Source organism: Candidatus Pseudothioglobus sp. Uisw_041, assembly GCF_048087625.1.
Lineage (GTDB): Bacteria > Pseudomonadota > Gammaproteobacteria > PS1 > Pseudothioglobaceae > Pseudothioglobus.
This window is the reverse complement of sequence record NZ_CP159805.1, coordinates 349,144-375,094: the sequence shown is the minus strand read 5'-3', so window position 1 is coordinate 375,094 and position 25,951 is coordinate 349,144. Positions and strand designations below refer to the sequence as shown.

Sequence of the window (25,951 nt, the reverse complement as noted above, 5' to 3'; positions counted from 1 at the left end):
AAATTTTAATAAGGTTAATTCAATGAATATATAATTCTATTGATTATTTGTTTAAATTTACTTAAGTAAACATAGATTAAATTAGGAACTATTTTTTTTAATAAAACATTTCTTCCCTTAGACTGACTTAATCTAAGTTCTCTCAAGGAATCATTGCTCTCAATTTCCTCATAATAACCTCGACTTTTTAATGAATATCCATGAACCCCATTATCATCATCAAGACAAGCAAATAATTCAAACTTTGGAAGTGCCGACTTAAAGGGATAGAAACTATTAACACTAGAAATTTTTTCAAAATCGAAAGGTGTTTCTTTAGGCCAACTTCTAAATTTTGGTGGCTTTAAGATAATATTTTTAAAAAACTTTGATGTGGTAATACTTTGCATTGATATCATATAGAACAAGCTGCCACGTTTCTTTTTAACAATATTAGCATTTTCTTTATTCATTTTATAAATGCTAATATTATTGGTATCTATTTTATCAATATGTGAATATATATCTTTAATTTCTTTATGAAACCAACTATAAAGTAAATAATCAACATCAAATTCTTTCATGTCTTTTAAAATAGTCTCATACTTTGATACGCTAACTAAATTTATATGATCTTCAACCCAAAAAAGAATATATTCAGTTTCTATTTGTGGCAATATTTTAGCTGAATCACTAAACCACCCTTTTTTAGATTCAAGCTGGTTTGCAGATAATTTCTCCCCAAGTTCTCTTCTAAGAAATTCAACAACTTCATTCTTAAATTTACCCCTAACATTAATTACCCATTTGGAAGTAGAAATCTTACTAAATGAATTAAATGAAATCTTCATAATTTCAAATCTTTCTTTATTATCTATTCTGAAGTTTGCAAAAACTGTTAAAGAAGAATAGCTCATTTAATCCCAAAAAATTGTATTAGAATTGATATTTTTTAAAATATCCTCAATTATTTCATTATTATAAATACCAGCTTTCATAATTACAATCGGATTTTTAATTTTAGCTAATATTTTTGGTGACTTTACTTCCAAATTAGTACCGTAAAGTCTTAAGTCTTGCTTATTAATGTCATTATCAAGAAGGTTGATAATTCGAGAAGTGTTTAATCCAAATTGAATTAATGATTGAGCAAAAACATGTGCTCCAAATAAATATATTGGTTGATTGATTTTAGTGTTAGAAATTTTTATATTGAGATCTGATATTAGTTTTTGATGATAATGAATATAATCAAGAAAAATCTTTTTATTATGTTCATATAACATTTTAGGTAAATCAGTTTTCTTGATCTTTTTATCTTTCACATAGGCATAAAAGATACTATGATCATCTTTAAAATACTTTTTTTCAATTAGACGAAAACCGTATTTTGATAAAAAAAACTCAATGTAAGGCTCTGTAATAAAGACAGTATGTTCAAAATTAAGGCAATTTGTATAATTACGTTTAAGCATTTCTTCCATATTTGGCAAACTAAAAATCAAATTTTGACCTTCACTTAAAAATCTTGAAATATGGTTTATAAATTTATCAGGATAATAGACATGCTCAAATAAGTGAGAATGAACTATTGTGTCAACGTTCTTATCAAATGTAAATTTATCATCAAAAAATCCTTTAATAAAGGTTGCATCTACTCCTTCAGCTGGTGAGGGATTTGGCTCCAGAATTGACCAATCAATATAATTTTCTTTTCTATACTCTCTACTTAATATTCCATGCGCACCTCCAATCTCTAATATTGACTCTGGCCGAAATTTTTGAATGAAAGTAGCAAATTCTTGATGATGTTGAAGCCATATATTTCCAATAACACCTGAATCGTGTTCTGATTGGTACAATATATTGAGAGGTATCAATGATTTTAATTGAATAACACCAGTATTTCTTGAAATAGCCCACGACATGTCAGCACGTAAATCGTTATCTGATTCATGATTAATACATCCCATGAATACTGGAAAATTTTTTAGATTATGAAGCGTTAAAAGATCTTCGTTCCCATCTACAACATTTTTAGTTCTTGGAATTAATTCCATAATCAACTTCCATTTCGTTTTTTAACATTTTTTTACCTAGCCCATATAAAAGAACTGAGTAAGGATAATGATGCAGTGCTGCTATATTTAAATAAATTAAAGCAGTTAAAACTCGAACTCTTTTTAAATCATACCCCATAGATAATATAAATTTAGCGAATTTATATTCACATTCGACTAAAATTTTTTTTCTGTCAAATTGGTAATTTATCTGATTATCTTCCCAGGTAGCATTATATCTTTCTGAAGCAATAACACCATGATTAACAATAATGCCATGTAATAATTTAGCTAGATCATAATAAATATCCCCAATCTCTAAATCGCCAGCAAAATCTTGTCGCCAATCTAAAAAAGTGAATTTATTTTCTTTTGCTGACCATAAAATATTTTCAAAATGAAAATCTCCATGAAATCGCCCTGCCAATCCTCTGCTAAGTGACTCCCAATCAATTGTATTAAGAATATCATCAAGTAGTGGCATTTTTTCACCATTTATCGGCAAAGTATTGTCAAATTTATTAAAATTTTTATAAAATAATTCAATCCTTTCATTTGTCTTATCTTTATAAAATTTTGAGCAGTTTTTTCTAAATTCTCTTTCTTGATTCTTATCAAGTATTTTCCTAGTCCAAAATGTTTCAGAAAATTTCATAAGTTTATCAAAAATAGGAATAGTAACTACATCTGACAACACCTTGGCTTCTATTTTTTTATAGCAGTACATATTTTCTCTAAAACTATATATCTCTGGTACAAATCCTTTTAACTCATTTGCCCTTTTTACTCTATTAGAAATAAAACTTTTGTCGTCAGAGTATTTGACTACACTGCTACCAATAAACCAAATTGCTTCATTTTCCTTTTCAAGAATATTAGGTGAATGAGGCTCAATATACGCTTTTCGTGTTTTAGTTAAAGCTGAAGTATTTCCAGTATCGAACCATTTAAATTCATAGGGTAACACCTTTGAATCTTCTATAAGAAACCTCATGGCATATGATTCACCTTGTTCAATTACATCAGGATTATTAGTTAGCATTTTATCCCAGAAAAGTTTATAGTTATAAATTCCAGCAAGGCCGATATAAGCATAATTATTTTTTTTCACAATGCCTTTTTCACAAATTTCAGCTACAATATTTTTATCAATTGATATGGTTCTGTATTGTGAATGATTATTTAGTTTTGTGAATCCCATCCAGTTATGGTCAGGTTTTTTTATTATTCCCTTTACTAATGTATCACATGAGATAAATACAAAGGGTTCCTGTAAATATTTTTTACATGCAATAAGACTTAAACCTAGTCCTGATCCAGGCCCCTCAAAAGGTACAACATTTTCGAAGTAAAACACTTTATCAGGATAAGTAAGCTCAAGGAAATCTTGGACAAGTTTACCTTTATGACCCAGAGCAATAACAAACTCACAATCATCTGGAAACTGTTCTATTACATGAGAAATAGTTGGTCGATTAGCAATGCTTACTAATGATTTATTTATATATTTTGTCAGTCTACCAAGTCTAGAGCCTATACCAGCAGTCGGAATAACAACACGATAACCCACCTATTTAATCCCTTTGGTAGTCGTCTACTAAGCGAACGACATCATCCACCTCTGGAGTGCTAGCCTCTAAATAAACACTATCTTCAGCTCCTTCCATTCGGTGAACAGTTCCAGGATCAATAGTAATAGTATCACCTGATGAATATATGCGCTCTGTAAGATTGTCTTTATCTGGTCCTGAAATTATATTTAACTTACCACTTAGGACATAAATAGTTTCTTTTTTAATATTATGTAGCTGAAGACTACACCGATGTCCTTTCAACATTGTAAGCTTCTTCATCATATAATTCTCATTAATCTCAATGACTTCTTCACATCCCCATGGTTTTTCAATTATTTTCATAAAATTACCTTTTATATTTTATATTTTTTACTATCTGGATAATACTCAAAAAATTTTTCATAGAATAGCTTCGCATATTGCATCATTTGCCATCTGCTATTGAAGCCATATTTTTTCTTCATCCACATCATGCCTTCATCGATATAAAGATGCAAATTCTCTTCATATGACTCTGTTTTAATAATAGAATTTTTGTCGAGTAAGTATGACTCATCCTCCTCAGCAAATACTTTAGTTGTAATTGCAGCTGCCCAGTTATTAGCATAAGTTTTAGCAATAAACTCACTTTCAGATAAATAACCTCTAAAGTTATTACCATCAAATAAAAAATCCATATAAGACGTATCTTTAGTATTTATTATTTGGTCGATAAATTCTCGACGTAAAAAATAAGCATTGTTATGAATAAACCAAAAATATCTAGTTGAATTTTCTCCTATCAAGTTTTTTTCACCCCATTTTTCTGAGCAAGGCGATACAAGACCAAGTCTATGGTCTTTATTTAATAGGCCCTGAAGAGTTTTAATAGTTTCTTGGCCTGCAGGAAATTTAGTGTCATTAGTAAGAAGAAAAAATGATTCATAATTATCCCAATTATTACCCTTCCATAATTCTAATAAGCCATAATTCATACCTCTGAGGTATCTTAGGCCATATTTTGAAACATCCTTGGTGTTGATGTGCCAAGTAGAGTATTTTGATAAATTATTTTTATCCGATCCTGCCTCAACTACAAAAATATCAGTACATTCCCCATCATTTTCGATTAGATGTTCAACTAAAGCATCTGTTTCTTTGGGTAAATTTCTATTCAATATGATTGTTGCTGTTTTTTTCATATCAGTTAGATAGATTAAAAGCTTTTATATATCTAAAAATACTTTTTTTTACTTCTTGTTTTAGATATAGTTCAAGGTTATTAATTTTATGACTAGCCTTTTCTTTCAATTCAATAAAATGAGTTGATGAAAAAACATAATGGCCAGCAATAATTGCCTTATCTCTATAGGTTGCAGTTGAATTTTTTAGCATCCATTTTTTCCACTTCATAGAATCATAAGCAATAGTTAAAAACTCTTCTAAAAGTTTATTCTCATTATTTCTTTCCAATAATTCAATAAAAGCTTTCGTTTCAGCAACTCCAAATTCAGGTGCAATGTTTGCAGCATGAATACCTAGCTTAGGTTGCCAACTCAGAGAATCAGTTGAAAGATAATCAGTATTATGCTCTTTCATATAAATACCATACTTATTGCACATTTCTATCATTTTAGGAATTTGAATTTCAGGTGGAAGTTCATTGGCTACTCTTATTGGTGAATCAAAAGATCCTACATTAGAAGTTTCCATTACTCTTGTTCCTACTTGAATAACAATAAATGTTGGATATGGAATAGTATTTTTTTTGCAAAATTTACGCATACATTCAAGAGTATATTCAACTTCGTCTTTGGAATTATTTCCACCACTCTGTTCTTCTGTGCCAATCTCAAAGATAATATCTCTTTTTTTTTGTTGAGCGTATGTCCAGCAAAAATCATACAACTCGTATACTCTTTCTAAAACTTGATCTGCTGAAGGTTGAGAATGTATATCAATACTTGGATCTATATGCAACATGTGAAATCCTGAATCAATATCTGAACGATAAGAGTCTTTGGCTGATTGCATAGCATCTTTTAAGCTCATTTTTTTATTTTTTTCGATCTCGTTTTGCCAGGGCCCACCATGGTCTCTGGCCAGAATAATATTTTGATTAGTGTCTTTTGCTATTACATAATTTGAAAACTCATTTGTTGTCCAGTTTTCTACATACCCACCACCAAATTGCTCAGAATCAATCTGCCTTCGACTTGCTATTAACATCAATGGTGTCTTATATTGATCTGCTAGTTCAATAGAGGCATCGACACAATTTTTACTCATTGGACCAACTCCAAGGAGGGTACAGTTTTTATTTTTTCTGTAATCTTCTAAACGTTTTTGGAGCTTCATATTGTCTATTCGCCTTGATCAAGTTGATCAGCTGGTAATTTATCTGGCTCATATGCATTAAAAAATTCACTCATAATATGGAGACAAGCTTCAGCAACAGCTCGATCACCACCAGTTCGCTCTGTTACAAAGTCTGCAGACTCTTTAGCAACTCTATCAGAATTTGCTGGAGCGATAGAATATCCAACTTCATTCATAACATAATGGTCAAAAATTCCATCACCCATATAGATCACTTCTTTTGGGTCATAGCGCTCTTTAATCCATTCCACTCTTTTTATAGTACTAACTAGATCAAGGTCAAACTTCATATCCTCTTTAATACGTTTATTACTTATTGGGAAACCTTTTCTATCACCAGTAATAAATCTAATCTCAATATGAGGATTAAGTAATGCTAGTCCATCATTATCATCAGGACCAAATATTTTCATTTGCTTTCCATCGGCAGAATATAAAAAATGGCCAGTTGTCATAACACCGTCAACATCTAATATAAAACATTTTGGATTATTTTTCATAATTGACTTAGACTTATAAAATTATAATTATAGAGAAACAAGTTGGTCTCAAACTAATGATTAACTTCAATCAACCAATAGTTGATGATGGGATTGAATACCTTACTGATAAGAAGTCGGATGGATACAATGATTTCAATGGAAAGAAGAAACTTGATATTGGAATGCTTTAAATACAAAAAGGTAGTCGTGGAAATACTGCTAAAAAAAACCATCGGATTTAGGGTGGTCACAAACAGAAACGAACTGTTCTACTCCGCGACTGTGGAATAGAATTGGGTGTACGTATTTAGAGGGAGCAATTCCACATCTAGAGTTCACTATTGAGATAGAGTCTAATAGTCAAAGCGATAAGAGACAAGGTCTTCCCAGTCAAGATAGGCAAGCTCTCAGTCAAATACTAAACTTTTGAAGAACTTCAGAAGTAGAGTCAAATTAAAGTTAAAATAGTAATAATAATGAAAAAGCTACTCATACTTCTATCCTCACTAATCTTTCTTAGTTCAACCTCTGTTTTTGGTAACTACAATAGTTGGAAACAAAATCCAGATGGAACCTATGAATTAGGATCTTGTTACAATAGTTGGAAACAAAATCCAGATGGAACCTACGTTGTTGGGGGAATGTTCGATAGATGGAAACAAAATCCAGATGGAACCTACGTTCTAGGTGGAATGTACGATAGTTGGAAACAAAATCCAGATGGAACCTACGTTCTAGGTGGAATGTACAATAGTTGGAAACAAAATCCGGATGGAACCTACGTTCTAGGTGGAATGTACGATAGTTGGAAACAAAATCCAGATGGAACCTACGTTCTAGGTGGAATGTACGATAGTTGGAAACAAAATCCAGATGGAACCTACGTTGTTGGGGGAATGTTCAATAGATGGAAACAAAATTTGGGTGGAACCTACATTGTTGGGGGAATGTTCGATAGATGGAAACAAAATCCAGATGGAACCTACGTTCTAGGTGGAATGTACAATAGTTGGAAACAAGATCCAGATGGAACCTACGTTCTAGGTGGAATGTACAATAGTTGGAAACAAAATCCGGATGGAACCTACGTTGTTGGGAAAGAACAAAATAAGGGAGATTTTGTAAAGTGTAAAAAATGAAAATAGAAAGAGCGGTTTATATTTATTTGTGAGTTTATCAGTGGGGAATGTTAAGAATATCCTCAATACTACTACGTTAATGTAAAATGATTTCGGCTTTACACTTAATTGAGGTAGGCTAAAAATAGCCTCTAACTAATCAATTCAAAATTTTAAATTTTAAAGAAGGTGTAACATAATTTTTGACCATAATAAAAATAGGGTCAGATGCAATCGGCCCACCTGGGATCAGATCAATTAAATTATTGGCAGGGAAAAGTTTTTTTATAACTTTAATATGAGAAGTAGAAATACCTTCAATGTTGATTTGAATATCTGATGAATCCCAATTATTATTATCATAATATAAATTATTATTAGTATCTGATATTGCCCTATAAATAACCAAATCCTTATTTGATTGAATTCTTATATTGTCATTATAGTGCCTAGGAATTTGCAAAAGATATAAGCCTTCTAAACGATGATCGCTAATTGAATCAAAATACAACCTGTCAAGAAATACAGGTGTGTGTTTTGAATAAATAGTGGTAACTAATTTATTACTTACCTTAACTGAAGGTCCATACTTCCATTCATGCAGCTGTGGAAAAGGAAAAATATATAAACGATGCCACTGTGCACCGATTATTAATCCAATAAATAATATAAAAATACAAATAAATAACTTTATTTTCATAAGTAAGTTTACTGAGGAATTTAGCTATTACTTGATTGAGTATTGAAGTTCATGCTTATTATTTTTTAGCCTCTACGTAAACCGTCTCCCATTCTCTTTCTTGAATATCATGCATTAACATATTATCTTGACTTTTCTGAAACGACATTTCTTTTACCTGTGTAAAACCTGCTTTTTCTAATGCAGATTTCATTTCTTCAAAGCACCAGATTGACATATGTCCACTGGCTTGTGTTAAATGATGCATAGCTAAACATTTTGAATCAAAAGCACCACTAAAATTATTATTTTGATAGTCTCCATTATAATATTTCACAAACTTATCACAATCAGGAACTGTAATTCTAATAATTCCCCCTTTTTTAACTGTCCTATGAAGTTCTTTTAAAAGATTATCTACTGTCAAATATGTTAGATGCTCAAAAGTATGCTCAGAATATACACCATCAAAAGTTTCATCTTCACATTCTAAGTTGTATCTTAAATCTAACATCCATTGCCTTTTTGGTATTTTTTTGTTCCATACTTTATAAAAAAAATCAGCATTCACAAAGCCATCAATTAAATTATGCCCACAGCCTAAATTCAAATAATTCTTTTCATTGAATAGTATTGGCCTCTTCCTAAAAAAATTTCTACCAACGAAACTCTGTAACTCGAATACCAATAATTCTTTGAGATTTGATTTAAAATTCATTTATTAATCCTTTTTTTTTTGCATAATCAAATTTAGCGTTAATACAGCTAATTTGTCATTTTATTTTTGAACAATGTTAAGTGTTTCTAACAAAAACTGCTCATTTTAATTATATATAAAATGAAAATAATTTCAACTTAAGACAATCTAATGTTTGAAGTAGACTGAATAAATATTTTTCACAAATTTCTCTACCATAAAAAACCTTAATAGCTTTCTGAAGAAGAACTGACTTTTCCCACCATAATGATAGTTGAACACATAGGAATCTGCCTTTTTATCTTTTTTTATTACTTCAGGATGAGTTAAATTACCAATTGAATAGTTTTTTAGCCCAGGCATTTTTTTAGCAAATAATGTATTAGTAGCATTGGGTCCAAAACCTTCATTGGTAACTAAGTTAACGTTGGGTGTTGCATTAAGCCCATAGTTATTCGTTATTGATGCTGAAAACCAGTAGTCCCAATAATCAACCTTGCCGTTATACATATCCTCATAGATATCACCCCAATATTTCCTCTCATTTTTATTGGGATGCATCATTTCCCAATCCTTTGAGCTTTTTAAAGATGGCCAAAATGAAAGATTTTCATCAATTGCGATATTCCAACATCTTGCCCACGTTGCCCACCCCCAACCATGGAAGTACTTTGAAAAATAATAACTTGCAGAACCTCTTTTCCTACCAGATTGAAAATTATCACCTGTAATTGTCCATACTTTTTCTTCATTTTTATACAATTCAAGTAAAGTTGAACAATAATCAAAAAAATCAGAATTTGCAACACAATCATCTTCAAGAATAATTGCACGATCTACCTTTTTAAAAACCCAACTTAACCCAGTACGAACTCTTTTAGCGCTCGTCATATTATCAGCACTATAGTTTTGGTAGACCTTACATTCCCAGTCTATATTAGATACAACATTTCTAGTTTCAATACATTTCTCAGCTTCACCAGGGTGGTCTGTACGAGGCCCATCAGCAATAATAAACAATTCTTTAGGCTGATATTGTCGTACCTTCTCGAAAGTTTTTTTTAAAAGGTCAGGCCTATTGAATATGATTAATACAACTGGGGCTTTATTAGCCATATTGTTAGCCTATATAGTTTTTATTTTATTAAAAATTTTATTCAAAAAATGCATTAAGATTCAAATTTTTACAATGGGGTCATATTGTAATTTATTCGCTATATCAAGTGATAAGTGAGAGCCGACATCTATTAATAACTCATTTAAAACATACCCACCAGAAAACCCAACTATTCTGGGCAAAAGATTGTACCCTATATCTTGCAAAAGAGCATTTTTTTCAAACTTACTTAATAATGCTGTATCAAAAATATATATCCCAGCATTTGATAAATTAGACTTCGGGTAACTTGGCTTTTCTGCATAGCTTACAATTTTATTATTAGAGTCTATTTCTACAACTCCAACTTCAGTTGGATTTTTAGCTTTAATTAAAGCTAGCGTTGCACCAAAAGAATTAGAATAGTGAAATTCAAAGAGATTTGATAAATTAACGTTGGTTAAATTATCTGCATTTGCAATAAGAACACTTTCTTGGTCTTTATAATATGCTTTGTTTTTTACTAATGTACTATAACTCCCTAGTAAATTTTCCTCATAAGATATTGTAATGTTAATAGAAGTGGTAATTGAATCTATATAATCTGAAACTTGCTGATGAAGATGGTGAGTATTTATTAAGACTTCTTTAATTCCATGTTTTTCTAGAAGCACTAACCAATACTCAAGTAAAGGTCTTCCCTTTATTTTTACAAGACATTTAGGAGTAGAATTAGTAATTGGTTGCAACCTAGTTCCTCGACCTGCAGCTAGTAATATACATTTTTTAATCATAAATTTAATTATAAAGTATTATGAAAGCAATTATATTAGACAGAGATGGTGTCATTAACAAATGTATGCCTCCTCATGAATATATTACAAAATTGATTGAAGTTGATTATTTAGAAGAAAATATTGAAATATTTAGTAAGCTAAAAAAAAATATTCCAATCTTTATCATTACAAATCAACAGGGAGTTGGAAAAGGCTTGATGTTAAAAAAAGAACTTAACACAATAAATCAAAAAATTTTAAACCATTTAGAGTCACGTAATATTTACATTAAAAAAATCTATAGTTGTACACATTTAGCGAGTGATAACTGTAGTTGTAGAAAACCTAAACCAGAAATGATTTTAAAGATTGCCAGGGATTATTTAATAGATCTAAAAGAATCAATATTTATAGGAGATTCAGAAACTGATATTCAGTGTGCGAGAAATGCAAAATGCAAAAGTATATATATAGGAAAAAGTAAAATAAATATCCTTCCAACCTATCATGCAAAGAACCCAATGCAATTACTTAGGGTACTAAAAATTGAAAAATTTATTGAAACCTCACATCAAAATACTTAAAAAAAAGACCTCTATTACTCAAAAAGACTTTTCATCACAATATGGCCAAATTGTAAATGAAAATCCTCAGTCATTTGCATATCATTCAAAGGAAAATGAACAGCAAAGTTGGATAACTTTATTAAAGACCCTCCATTGAATCCAGTTAACGATATTACCTTATTTTTTCTTTCATTCGCAAACTCAACTGCTTTTATAACATTTTCAGAGCTTCCACTTCCTGATACGGCAATGATAATATCACCAGGAGCAAGGATTGCTTTTAATTGCATTAGAAAAACCTCCTCGTAAGAAAAATCATTCGCATATGCTGATAACAAACCCACATTATCAACAAGACTAACTCCATTAAAGGGGATATTTTTATTAACAAAAGAGCTTTTTACCCAATCATTCATAAAGTGTTGGACATTTAAAGCACTACCACCATTTCCAAATGCAATTATTTTATGGCCTGCAATCCATGTTTTTCTAATTAACTCAACGGCATTAACAACTTCACTATAATCAACCTCACTTTGGGCCTTAATATAATTAGCAATGTAATCCTGTGGGTTAATTATTTTCATAATATTAATTTTGATTGTAGATAATAGAAGAGCCTTGATTTTCAAAACTAAAGACTAGTTCGCGCAATTTTAATGCATTCCTAATGGATGCATGATATTTTTTATTGGCATAAAGCAAAATAAACCCTGACTTTCCTGCACCAAGTAACTTCCCACCATCAGCCCCTGCATTCATAGCTCTATCATAAAGGCTATTAACATAGTCATTTGTTATACCATTAGCCAAACTTTTTTTGATTTGCCAACCTTGGTCCAGTATATTGCCTATATTATTAATGTTATTATTATTTAATTGATCAAATAATTCATAAGTCAACTTAACAAGCTTAGTTGTAGAATCAATGTAAGACTGATTTTTTTCAAGATTTGAAGCCTGCTCACTTAATATATCGTCTGCTGACCTCTTTTCACCTGTATAAAACATTAAAAACCTACTTTCCATTTCCTTAAGATGACCTTTCTCCATTACTATTGGTGATACAGAAACTTGATTATTTTTTTTAAACTCTATAAGATTAAGACCTCCATAAGAAGCCGCATATTGATCTTGTCTTCCAATCGGCTTTCTTAAGATATTTATTTCTAAATCACATGCAATCTCTGCCAGTTCATTTTTTAATGCCAATTTATGGTTATAGGCTCTTAAAACACTTACCAATCCAACAGTATAGCTGCTAGAGGAGCCTAATCCACTTCCAGCTGGTATATCAGCAATAGATGTAACTTCAAGACTATCAACAATTCCACTTTTTTTTATTAATTCTCTAACAATATCATGTTTGATTAAATCTACAGACTCACAATCTTCAGTCGTTGAATAACAAACTCTATAACCCTTATCAAACCTTTGATGAAGAGTAATATACATATATTTATTGATTGTGGTGCTAATGACTGCACCACCATGTTTTTGAAAGTAAAAAGGCAAATCACTACCACCACCAACAAAACTAACTCTAAAAGGGGTTCTACTTAAAATCATAACCACATATATGGAAAAAGACGAAACATCTAAAAAATAAAAAAATGATAAAAAAATATTTTTAAATTATAACCGATGCAACTATGCCCCGATTATTAATCCAATCAATAATATAAAACTTCAAATAAACAACCTTATTTTCATAAGTAAATGATATTTTAAATTACTTTATTACTGATAGTATTTGTTCTCTACTAAAAAGACACATTTCCCTTTCTGGCTCTGGCAATAAAAAGTCATCTATCCTCACTAGTGGTGTTTTTGGAAAATTAAATGGATGAAGAAATAAGTCAATACTTCTATGGTCCCCAGTTTGAATATCTGTATTTTGAAAATTGTTATTATTTTTATGGGTTGTAGTTAGTAAGTAAGGTATTTTTGAATCCACATAATTCATCAAAAATTTCTGAATATCTTCGAATGATAAGTGGAATAAACAATCCCTACAAATCATTAAATCTGAATAAGGCAAGCTATCCTTCGTTAAATTTAATTTAATAAATTCAATTGAATCATTCTTATAGTTTGAATTATTTGAATCAACCAAATCTTGAACTATATCTCCTCCAATATAATTCACATTTAATGTTGGCATTAAAATTTTCATCCAATTAAAATCACCGCACGGAAGATCAAGAATACTAGAGATATTAAAATCCTTTAAGAGCTTAGGAAGTTCTAGGCGGAGATTTTCAGTATATTCTAATGTTGAGCCTGGTCCACTTAAACTCTCATCAATGCCCCAATAATTATTTTTATAAATCCAGGTAAATTTATCTTCTGGATTACTCATAGTTCCTAAAAGCTTTTCAAAGTTTTTTATCTTCCACAAATGAAATGGATATTTCATTATTATTTTTAAAGTTTCTACCATGCCGTTGCTTCTTAATGTGGCATTTAGTTTACTTAATATCATTAACTAGTCATATTGCTCAATAAACCTATCAATAGTAGCGTGTAAACGGTTAAACATAGATTCTGTCATACCATGATGTAATGGAAGTAAAACACCTCTAGCCATAACTCTATCTGCATTTGGATAGCCCTCCTCCAAAACCTTTTTGGAGATATTCTGACACATTGGCTGTCTTAAGATGTTGCCAGTGAAAACGACTCTAGTTTGAATATTCCTCTTTTCTAAGAAAATTTGGAATTCCTTACGAGTAAATGGCGCATCATCTTTAATAAGAATGGGGAAAGCCAACCAGGCTGTATTACAACTTCGAATCTCTTGAGGATTTGAAAAATAGTCAGGGTAGTTATCAAAAAACTTACACTGCCTTTCAAAGTTGGCTTGTCGTGAAGTAATATTTTGATCCAACTTTTCAAGCTGAACCATCCCAAAAGATGCACCAAGCTCATTACCTTCAAGATTATAACCAACAGTCTCAAAAACAAACTTAGCATCATAATCAATGCCATCAAGATCAACATTGAACCTATTTTCAATAGCTTCACTTTTTTCATCGAACAATGAAGAACTTCGACCCCAAGATCTCAATAACTTTGCTTTTTCCATAGCTTTTTCATCATTAATCGCTAAAGCTCCACCATTACCAGCGCAGTTAATTATGTGAGAACCATAAAAACTAGTTATTGACATATCAGAATAGAAGCCAGATCCTTGACCATTTATTGTTGCTCCAAGGGTGTCAGCAGAGTCCTCAATGACTATTAAATTGAATCTATCCGCTATTTCCCTAATTGCAGGCCAATCACAAAGATTACCCATCAAATTTGGCGCTAAAATAGCCACAGTTTTTTCAGTAATTTGCGCTTCAATTTGACTAACATCTATACAGTAAGTTAATGGCTCAACATCAACGAAAACAGGAATTAAATCATTTTTAACCAAACATCCAATGGATGTAGAAAAAGTCAGTGCAGGAGTTATAACTTCTCCACCTTTGGAAAAGCTAAACGCCTCTACTCCAATAAAGAGCGCAGAAGATCCAGAGTTAACATATAGACAATGCTTCTTATTAAATAGATCAGCAATCTTTCGCTCAAACTGCCTAGAGTAATTACCAAACTGGGTTGATTCGGACAAACACTTAACTACAGCATTAATTTCTTCCTGGCCATAAACAGTTTTTGCATAAGAGATTTGTTCTAAATCACCAGTATCATTCTTCATTTATTCATATCCTTAGTAAAATTATCAATTTCGTTAATACATACTTTTTGCATATCAGCATCATCCAGCCAGAGTTTATGCCATCGAATTATGTTTCCCAGCGTCATTTGTAAATCCCAAGTTGGAGTCCAGCCCAGGAGTTCCGAAGCTTTAGATATATTTAATTTTAAAAAACTAGCCTCATGAGGATTCACATTATCGTCCAAACTCCAGCTTGAATTTGGCCAGTTTAAAATCATTTTATCTAAAATCCAGTTAACTGGCTTTATATCTTTCTCATCAGGACCAAAGTTCCAGCCTTCTGAATATGCCTTGTCATCATATAATTTCTGTGCAAGCAAAAGATAACCTGATAGTGGCTCAAGAACATGCTGCCATGGGCGTGTAGCATTAGGGTTTCGAATTACAACTGATTTATTTAATTCAAAAGACCTTAAGATGTCTGGAATTAGTCTATCAGCAGCCCAATCACCTCCACCAATTACATTTCCCGAACGGACTGACGCAATCCCAATCCCTGCATCATTCAAAAAAGAACGTCTGTATGATGATGCAACTAATTCTGCACACCCTTTACTGGAACTATAAGGATCAAAACCGCCCATAGGATCAGTTTCACTATAACTTTTGTCAAACCCTACATTTTCATAGCATTTATCTGATGTAATATTAATAATAGCTTTTAAATTTGAGCAATAGCGGGCAACTTCTAGTACTTTAGCAGTACCTATTATATTTACTTCATAAGTCTCAATTGGCTCATCATAAGAGAGTCTAACTAATGGCTGAGCGGCCATATGGATTAAAATATCAGGATTAAAACTCACCATACTTTTATGCAGCAGCTCTTGGTCTCTTATATCTCCAATTTTTGAATCAACTAGACTATCTATTTTTGCAGTTTCGTATAGAGATGGTGATGTGGGAGGATTTAATGCGAAGCCCTTAACAGAGGATCCTAAGTGATTTAGCCAAATAGAGAGCCAGCTTCCTTTAAATCCTGTATGCCCAGTTAAAAATACTCTCTTACCATTCCAGAATTCTTTATCAACCATTCTGATCTACCAGGTTTTCCATGGTGCTTCATCTTTATCCCATAATTCCTGTAAATATGCCATATCCCTTTGTGTGTCCATTGGTTGCCAAAAACCTTCATGTTTAAATGCCATAAGACTAAGATCAGTTGATAGACTTTTTAATGGCGCTTGCTCCCATATACAATCATCTCCTGAAATGCGGTCTAAAACATTTGGAGAAAGTACAAAAAAACCACCATTGATTAAGGCGCCATCGCCTATGGGTTTTTCAGTAAACTTCATTATTTTATTATCTTGTATTTCTAAAGCACCAAACCTTGCTGGAGAATATGTTGCAGTAAGTGTTGCATCCTTACCATGAGCTTTATGAAATTTAATCAATTTTGTTATGTCAATATCTGAAACACCATCACCATAAGTGAAGCAAAAAGCCTCTTCATTTTTTATATATTCAGAAACTCTAAGCAATCTACCTCCAGTCATTGATTTTTCACCTGTATCAATTAAAGTAACTGTCCAAGGTTCTGCACGCTTATGATGAACTTCCATAGAATTACTTTTCATTTCAAAGGTTACATCTGATTGGTGCAGAAAATAGTTTGCAAAATATTCTTTAATAACATAGCCTTTATAGCCACAGCAAATTACAAAGTCATTAATACCATGTGAAGAATACATTTTCATAATATGCCATAAAACTGGTTTACCACCAATTTCAATCATCGGTTTTGGCTTAAAAGTTGTTTCTTCACTTAAGCGAGTACCAAGACCACCTGCTAATATAACTGCTTTCATAATTTACCCATTAATTCTTAAAAATTTTGAATAATAAAATCTTAAATACCATTTCAATTAATACAATTAATTTCATTGGGTGCATTATGTTTGGGGATTAAAATCTCCACAAGTCGCGTCAACAAAATCCATCTATCCCAATTTATCATATCATTCATTAAGACATCTCATTAATATTGATAAAGCTTGATCAGATATTGAGTAATTATAAATTATTATTTCTCTTTTATATATTAATAGTATATTAATTATCGTATGATTGAAAAATCAGTATAATTTTTGACACATATGAATGACATACTGCTACAACAAGGCGAAAAGTTAACAGAAATTTTACTATTGATTTTAATGTCAATAGCAATAAGACTTGCACTTCAATTACTTGGGCAGCGATGGATTACAACTACTGCACACACAGCCACTTTGGTATTGCTGCCAATTTTAACTTACGTTATAACTAATGTGATTGCTGGTAATATTGCACTTTCACTTGGTATGGTTGGAGCTCTCTCGATTGTTCGATTTCGACATCCAGTTCGCTCTCCATTTGAGCTTTCAGTTTACTTTGGTGCAATTACGATGGGTATTGCTGCGTCAGTTAGCATTAAATGGCTTTTCTTTTTAGCTGGCTCCATTATTCTTGCTACGATAGCCCTTGTCTTTTGTTATTATCTGTCACTTATGATATTTCGAAAGCCATTTTTTACAACGTCGTTCATAGAAGGAAATGCCTTAAGTACTCTTGAAATAACGTCTACAAAAACTCTCGCTATTCTAGAGCACAATGAACATCTCACGCTTAAACGTGTTTCAGAAGAAAATGTTGAATATATTTTAACTGCACATAAATTTAGCGATTTATTAAATATCCAAAAAAGTTTTAAAGATAATAATGATATTATTAGCTATCAACTTTCTAAATAAGTTAAATTTTAGGTTTTAATTCTTTAGCATTTTAAAGACTATTTAATAATTACTTATTATGGATTAGTAAAATATGGAACTTTTAATTTTCCTAATATAACTAATGAGCTTTAGAAAAGAAAATAAGTTTCGACTTTCTCATAGTGATATGGCACAACTACAAGATCAGTTAATAACTCTTGGTATGGAAGAGTTATATCCATGTAGAGTTGTTAACAGTTGTTATTTTGACAATGAAAGTCTATCGCTCTTCCAGGAATCAGAAGAAGGTGTTTTGCCAAGAAAAAAAATACGTATTAGATGGTATGATAATAGGCAAGATTTCACAAAAGAAACCAAAATTTCGTCTATTGAAGGGCGCTTTAAATCTGTACAAAAAAAGCCTAAATTACAACATCTTGATGCTGTACTAAAGACTCGGTATTTTGATAGTTCTTATGGTATTTTAAAGCCATCCTTGATAGTAAGTTATGAGCGACATTATTTCAGTTTTAAATCATTGCGCATTACTTTTGATCGAAATATTTCTTACAAATCTCTTAAGTATAAGACTAATATTGTTGCTAGGGACAATGAGGACGTCATGGAGGTGAAATCACCTATTAACTATGGTGATGATTATATCAAAAGCATTATTTCACAACCTACATCAAGGTTTTCAAAGTACTCACGTGGCTTGTTGTGCTTTGATAGAAACTAATAAGACAGGGATTGTGATTAAATCAATTAATAAAGTAATTTTACTTATTTATGGCTTTTTAATTTTGTTTTTGATTGCTCCAATAGCAGTAAGTGCCCAAGAGATATTTTTGGAAAGTCAACTCCTATCTGATGATGAATTTCAGAAAATATTGACTGTCGTTCCAAATATCGAACCAGAATGTGAGGAGATTTATGAAGACTTAAATTCAAATAGATGGCTAGAACAGGTTAAAGTAATAAAATTAAATTTGAATGAAGAAAAATTCTATAAGAGTATCTTAAAGAAATTCAGAGAGGTCGAAGGCGTAAGCAATCTGACTAACAGAGGATGGTCAAAATACCGAAAAGTTGAAGTGCAATTCAATAACTCTCAATGCAAGCTTATTGGGGAATATAGACTGACTGGAGATATGCATGATCACATGGGAAGAGGTGGAGCAATTAAACACTCTATCAAAATTAAACTAAAAAATGGAAGGATTCATAATATTACTAAATTTAAACTTCTAGTACCACGTTCACGGGCGTTTAAGTATGAAATACTAATCGCACTCATACACAAAAAAATGGGATTTATGGCGCCTAAAACTGCAATGGTTAATGTGCAAATTGGAGGTGAAATGTTTCAAGCATTATTTCAAGAAGATATTTCAAAATCACTACTTGAAACCAATGACTTTCATGACGGATTTATTATTGAAGGTGATGAAGGGTACTACGAGCTTGCAAATCCAAAAATCGTCAACACTAAGCTTATTAAAAGTGAAAATGTTAATAGAATTGCTAGAGACATGTTAGATCTAATTAGTCCAGTTTATTTAAAAACAAATAGGTTGTCCTTAATTGATTACTCTGACCCTGCTTTAACGATAGATTTCTTGCCAAGCAATAGTCAAAATAGATTCATACATTTTCATTTACTTAATTTTGCTCTAAAAAATGCGGATGGATTAAGTCGAGATGATCATCGAATTATCTATGATCTTATATCTCGTGAATTCTTCCCAATATACTATGATGGGCATCATAATGCCCGCCATCCTGTCGATGTTAATTTTAAATTTACAAAAATCCAAAAAGACTTTGTATCGAATAATTTAAAAAAAATAAACATAAAAGAGCTGTCATCATTGCTGAAAGATCGTGGCGTAAGTTTTAAAGATAATGAAATCATCAAACTTATTAATGATGCTGTTATTTTTTTAGAAAATGTAAGCATAGCAAGTAGCTACAAGGAACATAAAAAACTGCTTGAGGAGTTTAATGGGGATAGTTACCTCAAAAAAGCTGCTAAAAAAATTGGTCGAAAGATCGAAGTTTCTTGGAAACATAATGAAAGTGAGTTGAAAACGTGTTTAATTAATAATGATTACTTTGAATGTGCGTTAGAAAAAGTAGATGGTTCATTTTTCTCTAAAGATTATCCATTTCACCCACAAAACCTTAATGATGGGCTGTTCATTCATGGTTTTGATATAGTAGCAAAAAATAAAATGTACTTCAATCCATTAGAAAAAAATTCCGTTAATATAGGTTTTAGTGGGGCAGTTCTGGAGCATACTTCGAATCTAGAACCAAAAATAGATAAGGTGAATAAAAGTATATTTATTAGACGTCTAGAATTTAACGACCAAACAGCTCAAATAAAGATATCTGGAGGAACACTTAAAAATTGGATATTGGTTATTGATGAAGATGCTAATCTTGGTTATATTAAACAAGAAGGTGATAGATCATCCGAGTTTGGATTGACTGGGTGTATCACTTTTAATGATATAAATTTGATAAACATGACAATTCAATTGAGCGAATCAAAATGTGAAGATGCAGTTCATTTTGTAAGATCGACTGGCAGCCTTAATAACTTGATTGTTGTTGATGCAAAATCTGATGCTATTGATGCAGATTTTTCACAATTAGCATTTGAAAAAATACAAGTTACAAATGCAGGAAATGATTGCTTAGATGTTTCTTCTGGCCTCTATAGATTTCAAGAAGCTCAACTTGCTTATTGTGGGGATAAAGGAGTGTCTGCAGGTGAAGGAGCTAAAGTACAAATTAGTAGTCTAGTATTGAATGAAGCACTCTTTGGCATAGTTTCTAAAGATAGTTCTGAAATAGAGGTTAATGAGGCAGCAATTACCGGCGTTAAAATATGTTTGTCTGCTTATCGCAAAAAGCAAGAGTATGGAGGAGGATCGATTAAAGTTGGCAATGATATAAAATGTGACGGAGCACCATCATTTATCCAAAAAAATTCTCGCATTTATTAATTGAATGATGCTTTTTTTTATTTTAAGATTTCCTTATATTTTTAAAAAAATTCAGAGAATATCTTGCAATCTTCTTTAACCAATTATCTTTAAAATAATAATTTGTATAGAGCTTGACTTTTTTAGCTTTATTTGATTTAGTGACAGCCATGTTTGCCATCAATTGAAATATATTATATTTATTTAAAACCATATTTCTAGCATCTTTGATTGAATCAATTTTTGTATCGTAAAGACACCCTTCAATTGCATTTTTTATTGATGCAATTGACTTATCATAATCATCAATATCAATTAGTATTATCGAATCTTTTGAAAAGTAATCATGGATATTTTCGCATCCGAAATATATTGGAAGAGCAAAACCAATATAGGCATCAGCTAATTTTTCTGACCAATAATCTTTAGATCTGGTATTTTCTATTACTAAATGATATTTGTATCTAGCTATAGCATCCCATTTATCAGAAATTGGCTTATAGCCAACGCCATAAACGTCTATATATTTTGAAATAGAGGAGCTAATTAATTTATCTAAAAAATTAATTCTTTTTTGATGTCCACTTGAAACATTTCTAGGTGAATAAACAACTGACACCTTATTTTCTTTAGTAAATGGCTTCATATTACTAAAATCATCATAATTATATTTATAATTTTTAGAAAAATGATGGCCTTTACCTATTTTCACAGATATTCCTACCCACCAAGTAAGCCAATTCATGTATGTTATATTTGGATGTTTGATATGGCGATCACAAATTACCAAATGTGAAAATTGATCCATAAATTTATTTGAAACTGAGCTAATTGTCTCATTTGGCTCCATGGAGACATAAACTATATGATTTGGATCACATAAGCATTCTTCAGTATTAGCTAGTCCCGAGCCATGCAATACAAACCACCAATCACACTCTTCAACATCAGTATTAATAAAAAACTCGCAATCTCCCCAAATACCACTCATTCCAGGGGTGTGTCTAAGATATAAATTATTAGGCTGACTAGCTGCAGAAACTTTAATTCTTAACATAAAAGTTAGGATTTAGATGGTTTTAAGAATTACTATTGTTTATTTTAACCTAAGAAAAAGACTATTGAATATATTATATAAAAACATCATCATCGTATATATTTATAAATCATATTAAATATTACTAGTCATTCTATTACTATCACTTAGTTTAGTTATAATTGAATTTTTGAAACAATAGGTAATTAAATTGATTAATAAATGTCTTTTTCCTGCTGCAGGATATGGAACTCGATTTTTACCAGCTACAAAAGCAGTTCCTAAAGAAATGTTACCCATTCTTACAAAACCACTACTTCAATATGGAGTGGAGGAAGCTTTATCAGCTGGGATCAACAATATGGCTATAGTGACTGGTAGAGGTAAACGTGCAATAGAAGATCACTTCGACAACTCATTTGAATTAGAATCACAACTTCAAGGAACTCCAAAAGAACACTATTTAACAGAAATAAAAGAAATTCTAAAAAAATCTACTTTTACTTATGTTCGCCAACAAGAAATGCTTGGGCTAGGTCACGCTATACTAACTAGTGAGCCTCTAATTGGTGATGAGCCCTTTGCTGTAATTCTTGCAGATGATCTGTGCGTGAATGATGACGATGAAAGTGGAGTTATTTCGCAATTGATTGAAGTATACAACCAACATAAATGTTCAATCGTGGCCATTGAAGAAATCCCAATGGATCAAACTAGCAAATATGGAATTATCGCTGGTAACTTAGTCAATGAGATGGAGGATACATTTCGTGTAACGAATATGGTCGAAAAACCTGAGTCAAAAGATGCCCCAACCAACATGGCAATTATTGGACGTTACATACTAACGCCAGATATTTTTGATATTCTTAGAAATACGAAGCCGAGCAAAGGCGGTGAGATTCAAATCACCGATGCACTTCTCACTCAAGCTAAAAAAGGCAAGGTGATTGCCTATAAGTTTAAAGGAACGCGCTATGATTGCGGAGGAATTAAGGGCTTTGTAGAGGCTACAAATTACTTTGCCAAGCAACAGGATCTGATCTAAGCCTTAAACAAAAAAAAATGGCAAGTGCAGTATAACAACTAAAGAAAATGCTCAACCCTAGCTTTGGAAATCTCTTATCGTCCAGCGCTTAATCGTTATATAAAATATCAGTAATATCACATTGTGGCTTAAAACTCGGCACAGCTTTTATTAATAACTGCCGCAGCATATTCTGATCGTTGTTATCAACAGCCTTTTCCAACTCATCAATAATTAACTTTAAATCATCCCACACCATCATCTCTTCCTCTGCGCGCATGATCATTGGATTATCGGTTTCAAAAACATTTTCACCAATCAGCAGCTCCTCATAAAGCTTTTCACCTGGCCTTAGTCCGGTGAATTGAATCTCAATATCGCCATCCGGGTGAAGCTTATCCTTAATCTCTAGGCCGCTTAAACGAACCATCTTTCTAGCCAGATCAACAATGCGCACAGGTTCACCCATATTAAGTACAAACATATCTCCCCCCTTGCTCATAGCACCTGCCTGAATAACTAGCTCAACAGCCTCGGGTATGCTCATGAAATAACGCAAAATTTCAGGGTCGGTCACTGTAATCGGCCCACCCCTTTTAATCTGTTCTTTGAACAGCGGCACCACCGATCCACTGGAATCCAAAACATTGCCGAATCTTACCATGCTAAAGCGAGTTCTGTGTTGCCCTGCCAGGGCCTGCAATACCATCTCAGCCACGCGCTTTGTTGCCCCCATGGTGTTGGTTGGTCGCACGGCTTTGTCAGTAGAAATCGATACAAAAGCCTCAACCCCATTCTCAATTGCAACCTGGGCACAAGTAAGGGTGCCAAAAATATTATTACTCACCCCTTCGGCATTATTCGACTCAACCATCGGCACATGCTTGTAAGCTGCCGCATGATAAATTGTATTTACATCTAAGCGCTGCATGATATGATTTAAGCGTTTTCTGTTGGTAACAGAGCCCAACATTGGCAATATCTCAACATTGGGCATACCAACATTTATGAGTTCTTGATTAACTCTGTACAGGCCGAACTCACTCTGCTCAAACAGTAGCAACACTTTTGGCTTTAAAACCAATATCTGCCGACTAAGCTCAGAACCGATAGAGCCCCCAGCTCCAGTTACCATTACCACTTTATTAGTAATATTTTTACTCAATAACTCCTTGTTGGCAGTAACAGAATCACGGCCTAGCAAGTCTATAATGCTCACATCCCTTAGATTAGAAATTCTAAACTTACCCTGCGCTAACTCTGCCACACCTGGCAATGAGCGAACAAGTACCGGATAATATTCCAAAAAATTGATAACCTCATTACGCTTAATGCGACTCAATGACGGAATCGCTATCAACACTTCAGTGACATTTTTTTTCTCAATCAGTTGATCTAAGTCACCCCTAGAGATAATAATAATGCCATTAATGGATTGACGTTGCAGTTCACTGTTGTCATCAATAAAAGCCACTGGATTGTACTCAGTCGACTGTGTTAAGGCAATCGACAACTGCCTGCCAGCGGAGCCAGCACCATATATCATTACATTACTGGTCTCTGCAATATTTGTTCTATAGTGAGTCTCTGAGAGAAGCCAGCGCCCGAACATCCGCGAACCAGCTATAGCTATCATGATCAATAGCCAATTTATTAATATAACTGAACGTGGTAAGCCCTCAATCGCAACTAAAACCCCAAGCACACTCCAAATCAAGGCATATAACGTTGACGCCTGAACAACCATCCATAGGGCCTTAAGGCCAATATAACGAATAATTGTTCGATACAGCCCAAAGTTAGCAAAGATAGGAATGGCAATAACAGGCGCACCAAATATTAGCCAAATCAAATCACCACTTGGAAAGTAAAGGTGTCCGAGACGAATCGAAAACGATATCAAAAGAACTAACACAAGAAGCAAAGAATCAATAAAAACTAAAACAAGCTGCTTGATACGCCGTGACAAATTAATGATTTTATTTAACACAGTATATCAGTCAGTTTAAATGAGTTATTTTAAAGTTGATAAGGGTATTTACCCACAAACTTTTTCTTGCAAAATAAAATGGATTAAGGACTAATCCAATTATCTTTGGATTAAACTGCTCTAGCGTGCATAGTTTTTTTAATCTTTTAAGCATTTTTTTTGTATTAATCGAACAAAGATATTACTTCTAAAAATTTTTGAATTACTCATAATCGCATCCATGAATTAGGAATAATATTCTTTGAATTAAGCTTGCCTTCCTTGAACCATTTTTTTGGTGCAATTACCTTTTTATCTGAATTCTGATTAAGCCAAGCACCCCACCAACTAAATGAACTATTTGCAATAATATTATACTTACATTGGCTCATTAAATACATCTCCTCGTGATCTGAAATATTAGATTCAAGTCTTACAAATGTTTTATTTTCAATAAAATCGAGATTACCTTTCGTCCAATCCAAATCATCACTAAAAATAAAAAAGTGCGCCTGTTTTTTACTTATTAGAACTTCCGCTACTGCCCTCTTGTAATATTCTATATCACAAGCTCCATGAACACTATTTGTGAAAGCATCAGTTACATAGTCACCGCGCCTAATATGCAAACTTACTGCATCACTTTTGATAATTTGTTGCTGGTATTCTATAGTTTTAGAATGAATATTCTTTAACGTAAACACCTCTAAAAGCTCTTTACGATATTTCTTAAAATACTTTTCATTTTGCCAATATCCATGAAAATAAGTATCTATTTTTATATTAAAAACACCTTCATCAAAAGTATAATCTTTATTCTCTTGGTAATAAAATTTAGTAAATCTTAACAACCTTCTTAACACCTTACGAGAAGCCTTACTTAGGGGGGAATTATTTTTACCATTAAGCTGATTCAAAAGAAAACTATATGTCGATTGAAGCTCTAGATTTTCTTCAATATTAAATAAGTCTAATTCATAGGTACGAAGGCTATAAGCATCAAAACCACGAATATCAAGCTTGATCTTTGTATTATTTTCCTTTGACATAGCATACCCAAATGCATATTGGAACATTTGATTGCCAAGCCCACCAACAATATTGACTATTATCATCTA

At 32.2% G+C, this 25,951-nt stretch carries 26 protein-coding genes; 6 read left to right on the top strand and 20 right to left on the bottom strand.

Features of this window, described 5'->3' with window-relative positions:
* Window positions 1–14 precede the first annotated feature (14 nt).
* From ABXT44_RS01895 to ABXT44_RS01865, 7 genes are read right to left on the bottom strand one after another with little or no spacing between them, the layout of a single operon-like run.
* Window positions 15–896 (bottom strand): hypothetical protein, encoded by an 882-nt coding sequence (locus tag ABXT44_RS01895; protein ID WP_416687710.1) that lies wholly within the window; start codon window positions 894–896, stop codon window positions 15–17.
* On the bottom strand, window positions 897–2,039 hold the full coding sequence (locus tag ABXT44_RS01890) for a class I SAM-dependent methyltransferase (RefSeq protein ID WP_416687708.1): 1,143 nt from the start codon (window positions 2,037–2,039) through the stop codon (window positions 897–899).
* Window positions 2,017–3,609 (bottom strand): phosphotransferase, encoded by a 1,593-nt coding sequence (locus ABXT44_RS01885; RefSeq protein ID WP_416687704.1) that lies wholly within the window; start codon window positions 3,607–3,609, stop codon window positions 2,017–2,019. Before ABXT44_RS01885 ends, ABXT44_RS01890 begins: the two co-directional genes overlap by 23 nt.
* Before the next feature lie 4 nt (window positions 3,610–3,613).
* The gene (locus ABXT44_RS01880) at window positions 3,614–3,955 is read right to left on the bottom strand and encodes a cupin domain-containing protein (RefSeq protein ID WP_416687701.1); all 342 of its coding nucleotides are present in this window, start codon (window positions 3,953–3,955) and stop codon (window positions 3,614–3,616) included.
* Between the two features lie 11 nt (window positions 3,956–3,966).
* The gene (locus ABXT44_RS01875) at window positions 3,967–4,794 is read right to left on the bottom strand and encodes a hypothetical protein (protein WP_416687699.1); all 828 of its coding nucleotides are present in this window, start codon (window positions 4,792–4,794) and stop codon (window positions 3,967–3,969) included.
* Between the two features lies 1 nt (window position 4,795).
* Window positions 4,796–5,950 carry a class II D-tagatose-bisphosphate aldolase non-catalytic subunit gene (locus ABXT44_RS01870; RefSeq protein WP_416687697.1) on the bottom strand — a complete coding sequence of 385 codons (1,155 nt, stop codon included), beginning with the start codon at window positions 5,948–5,950 and terminating at the stop codon, window positions 4,796–4,798.
* 5 nt (window positions 5,951–5,955) lie between these two features.
* The gene (locus tag ABXT44_RS01865) at window positions 5,956–6,471 is read right to left on the bottom strand and encodes an HAD hydrolase family protein (protein ID WP_416687696.1); all 516 of its coding nucleotides are present in this window, start codon (window positions 6,469–6,471) and stop codon (window positions 5,956–5,958) included.
* Between the two features lie 458 nt (window positions 6,472–6,929).
* Between ABXT44_RS01865 and ABXT44_RS01860 the strand changes: the two genes are divergently transcribed.
* On the top strand, window positions 6,930–7,592 hold the full coding sequence (locus ABXT44_RS01860; protein ID WP_416687693.1) for a hypothetical protein: 663 nt from the start codon (window positions 6,930–6,932) through the stop codon (window positions 7,590–7,592).
* 139 nt (window positions 7,593–7,731) lie between these two features.
* On the opposite strand, the gene ABXT44_RS01855 is transcribed toward ABXT44_RS01860, so the two are convergent.
* The 4 genes from ABXT44_RS01855 to ABXT44_RS01840 all read right to left on the bottom strand — a co-directional run bounded on the left by ABXT44_RS01855 (window position 7,732) and on the right by ABXT44_RS01840 (window position 10,837).
* Window positions 7,732–8,271 carry a hypothetical protein gene (locus ABXT44_RS01855; protein ID WP_416687690.1) on the bottom strand — a complete coding sequence of 180 codons (540 nt, stop codon included), beginning with the start codon at window positions 8,269–8,271 and terminating at the stop codon, window positions 7,732–7,734.
* A 58-nt stretch (window positions 8,272–8,329) separates the two neighbouring features.
* A complete protein-coding gene (locus ABXT44_RS01850; RefSeq protein ID WP_416687688.1) occupies window positions 8,330–8,968 on the bottom strand; it encodes a class I SAM-dependent methyltransferase in 639 nt (212 codons plus the stop codon).
* 147 nt (window positions 8,969–9,115) lie between these two features.
* Complete coding sequence (locus ABXT44_RS01845) at window positions 9,116–10,063, bottom strand: glycosyltransferase family 2 protein (RefSeq protein ID WP_416687686.1); 948 nt, start codon at window positions 10,061–10,063, stop codon at window positions 9,116–9,118.
* Between the two features lie 60 nt (window positions 10,064–10,123).
* Entirely contained in the window at window positions 10,124–10,837 is a 714-nt protein-coding gene (locus ABXT44_RS01840) for a nucleotidyltransferase family protein (protein ID WP_416687683.1), read from the bottom strand.
* 20 nt (window positions 10,838–10,857) lie between these two features.
* Here ABXT44_RS01840 and ABXT44_RS01835 point away from each other — a divergent pair, with 20 nt between their 5' ends.
* Window positions 10,858–11,403, top strand: a complete 546-nt coding sequence (locus ABXT44_RS01835) for a D-glycero-alpha-D-manno-heptose-1,7-bisphosphate 7-phosphatase (RefSeq protein WP_416687682.1) — start codon at window positions 10,858–10,860, stop codon at window positions 11,401–11,403.
* A 14-nt stretch (window positions 11,404–11,417) separates the two neighbouring features.
* Here ABXT44_RS01835 and ABXT44_RS01830 read toward each other — a convergent pair whose 3' ends face one another.
* The 6 genes from ABXT44_RS01830 to rfbF all read right to left on the bottom strand — a co-directional run bounded on the left by ABXT44_RS01830 (window position 11,418) and on the right by rfbF (window position 16,923).
* Window positions 11,418–11,972, bottom strand: a complete 555-nt coding sequence (locus tag ABXT44_RS01830; protein ID WP_416687679.1) for a D-sedoheptulose-7-phosphate isomerase — start codon at window positions 11,970–11,972, stop codon at window positions 11,418–11,420.
* 4 nt (window positions 11,973–11,976) lie between these two features.
* A complete protein-coding gene (locus tag ABXT44_RS01825) occupies window positions 11,977–12,954 on the bottom strand; it encodes a GHMP kinase (RefSeq protein ID WP_416687677.1) in 978 nt (325 codons plus the stop codon).
* A gap of 163 nt (window positions 12,955–13,117) precedes the next feature.
* Entirely contained in the window at window positions 13,118–13,870 is a 753-nt protein-coding gene (locus ABXT44_RS01820) for a class I SAM-dependent methyltransferase (RefSeq protein WP_416687674.1), read from the bottom strand.
* A gap of 3 nt (window positions 13,871–13,873) precedes the next feature.
* A complete protein-coding gene (locus ABXT44_RS01815; RefSeq protein WP_416687672.1) occupies window positions 13,874–15,091 on the bottom strand; it encodes a DegT/DnrJ/EryC1/StrS family aminotransferase in 1,218 nt (405 codons plus the stop codon).
* Window positions 15,088–16,146, bottom strand: coding sequence for a CDP-glucose 4,6-dehydratase (gene rfbG / locus ABXT44_RS01810; RefSeq protein WP_416687670.1), 1,059 nt, complete (start codon window positions 16,144–16,146; stop codon window positions 15,088–15,090). Before rfbG ends, ABXT44_RS01815 begins: the two co-directional genes overlap by 4 nt.
* 6 nt (window positions 16,147–16,152) lie before the next feature.
* Complete coding sequence (gene rfbF, locus ABXT44_RS01805; RefSeq protein ID WP_416687669.1) at window positions 16,153–16,923, bottom strand: glucose-1-phosphate cytidylyltransferase; 771 nt, start codon at window positions 16,921–16,923, stop codon at window positions 16,153–16,155.
* Window positions 16,924–17,271: 348 nt separating this feature from the next.
* On the opposite strand from rfbF, the gene ABXT44_RS01800 reads away from it, so the two are divergent.
* From ABXT44_RS01800 to ABXT44_RS01790, 3 genes are all read left to right on the top strand, one after another.
* Complete coding sequence (locus ABXT44_RS01800) at window positions 17,272–17,847, top strand: DUF4956 domain-containing protein (RefSeq protein ID WP_416687666.1); 576 nt, start codon at window positions 17,272–17,274, stop codon at window positions 17,845–17,847.
* A gap of 103 nt (window positions 17,848–17,950) precedes the next feature.
* On the top strand, window positions 17,951–18,547 hold the full coding sequence (locus ABXT44_RS01795) for a VTC domain-containing protein (RefSeq protein WP_416687664.1): 597 nt from the start codon (window positions 17,951–17,953) through the stop codon (window positions 18,545–18,547).
* Between the two features lie 13 nt (window positions 18,548–18,560).
* Window positions 18,561–20,822 (top strand): hypothetical protein, encoded by a 2,262-nt coding sequence (locus ABXT44_RS01790; RefSeq protein ID WP_416687662.1) that lies wholly within the window; start codon window positions 18,561–18,563, stop codon window positions 20,820–20,822.
* Between the two features lie 22 nt (window positions 20,823–20,844).
* Here the strand turns inward: ABXT44_RS01790 and ABXT44_RS01785 are convergent, their stop codons facing one another.
* Window positions 20,845–21,858, bottom strand: coding sequence for a glycosyltransferase family 10 domain-containing protein (locus ABXT44_RS01785; protein ID WP_416687661.1), 1,014 nt, complete (start codon window positions 21,856–21,858; stop codon window positions 20,845–20,847).
* 190 nt (window positions 21,859–22,048) lie between these two features.
* Here ABXT44_RS01785 and galU point away from each other — a divergent pair, with 190 nt between their 5' ends.
* Window positions 22,049–22,885: a UTP--glucose-1-phosphate uridylyltransferase GalU gene (galU, locus tag ABXT44_RS01780; RefSeq protein ID WP_416687659.1), complete on the top strand. Its 837-nt coding sequence runs from the start codon at window positions 22,049–22,051 to the stop codon at window positions 22,883–22,885.
* An 88-nt stretch (window positions 22,886–22,973) separates the two neighbouring features.
* Here the strand turns inward: galU and ABXT44_RS01775 are convergent, their stop codons facing one another.
* Complete coding sequence (locus tag ABXT44_RS01775) at window positions 22,974–24,854, bottom strand: polysaccharide biosynthesis protein (RefSeq protein WP_416687656.1); 1,881 nt, start codon at window positions 24,852–24,854, stop codon at window positions 22,974–22,976.
* A gap of 206 nt (window positions 24,855–25,060) precedes the next feature.
* The gene (locus ABXT44_RS01770; RefSeq protein WP_416687654.1) at window positions 25,061–25,948 is read right to left on the bottom strand and encodes an alpha-1,2-fucosyltransferase; all 888 of its coding nucleotides are present in this window, start codon (window positions 25,946–25,948) and stop codon (window positions 25,061–25,063) included.
* Window positions 25,949–25,951: the final 3 nt, after the last annotated feature.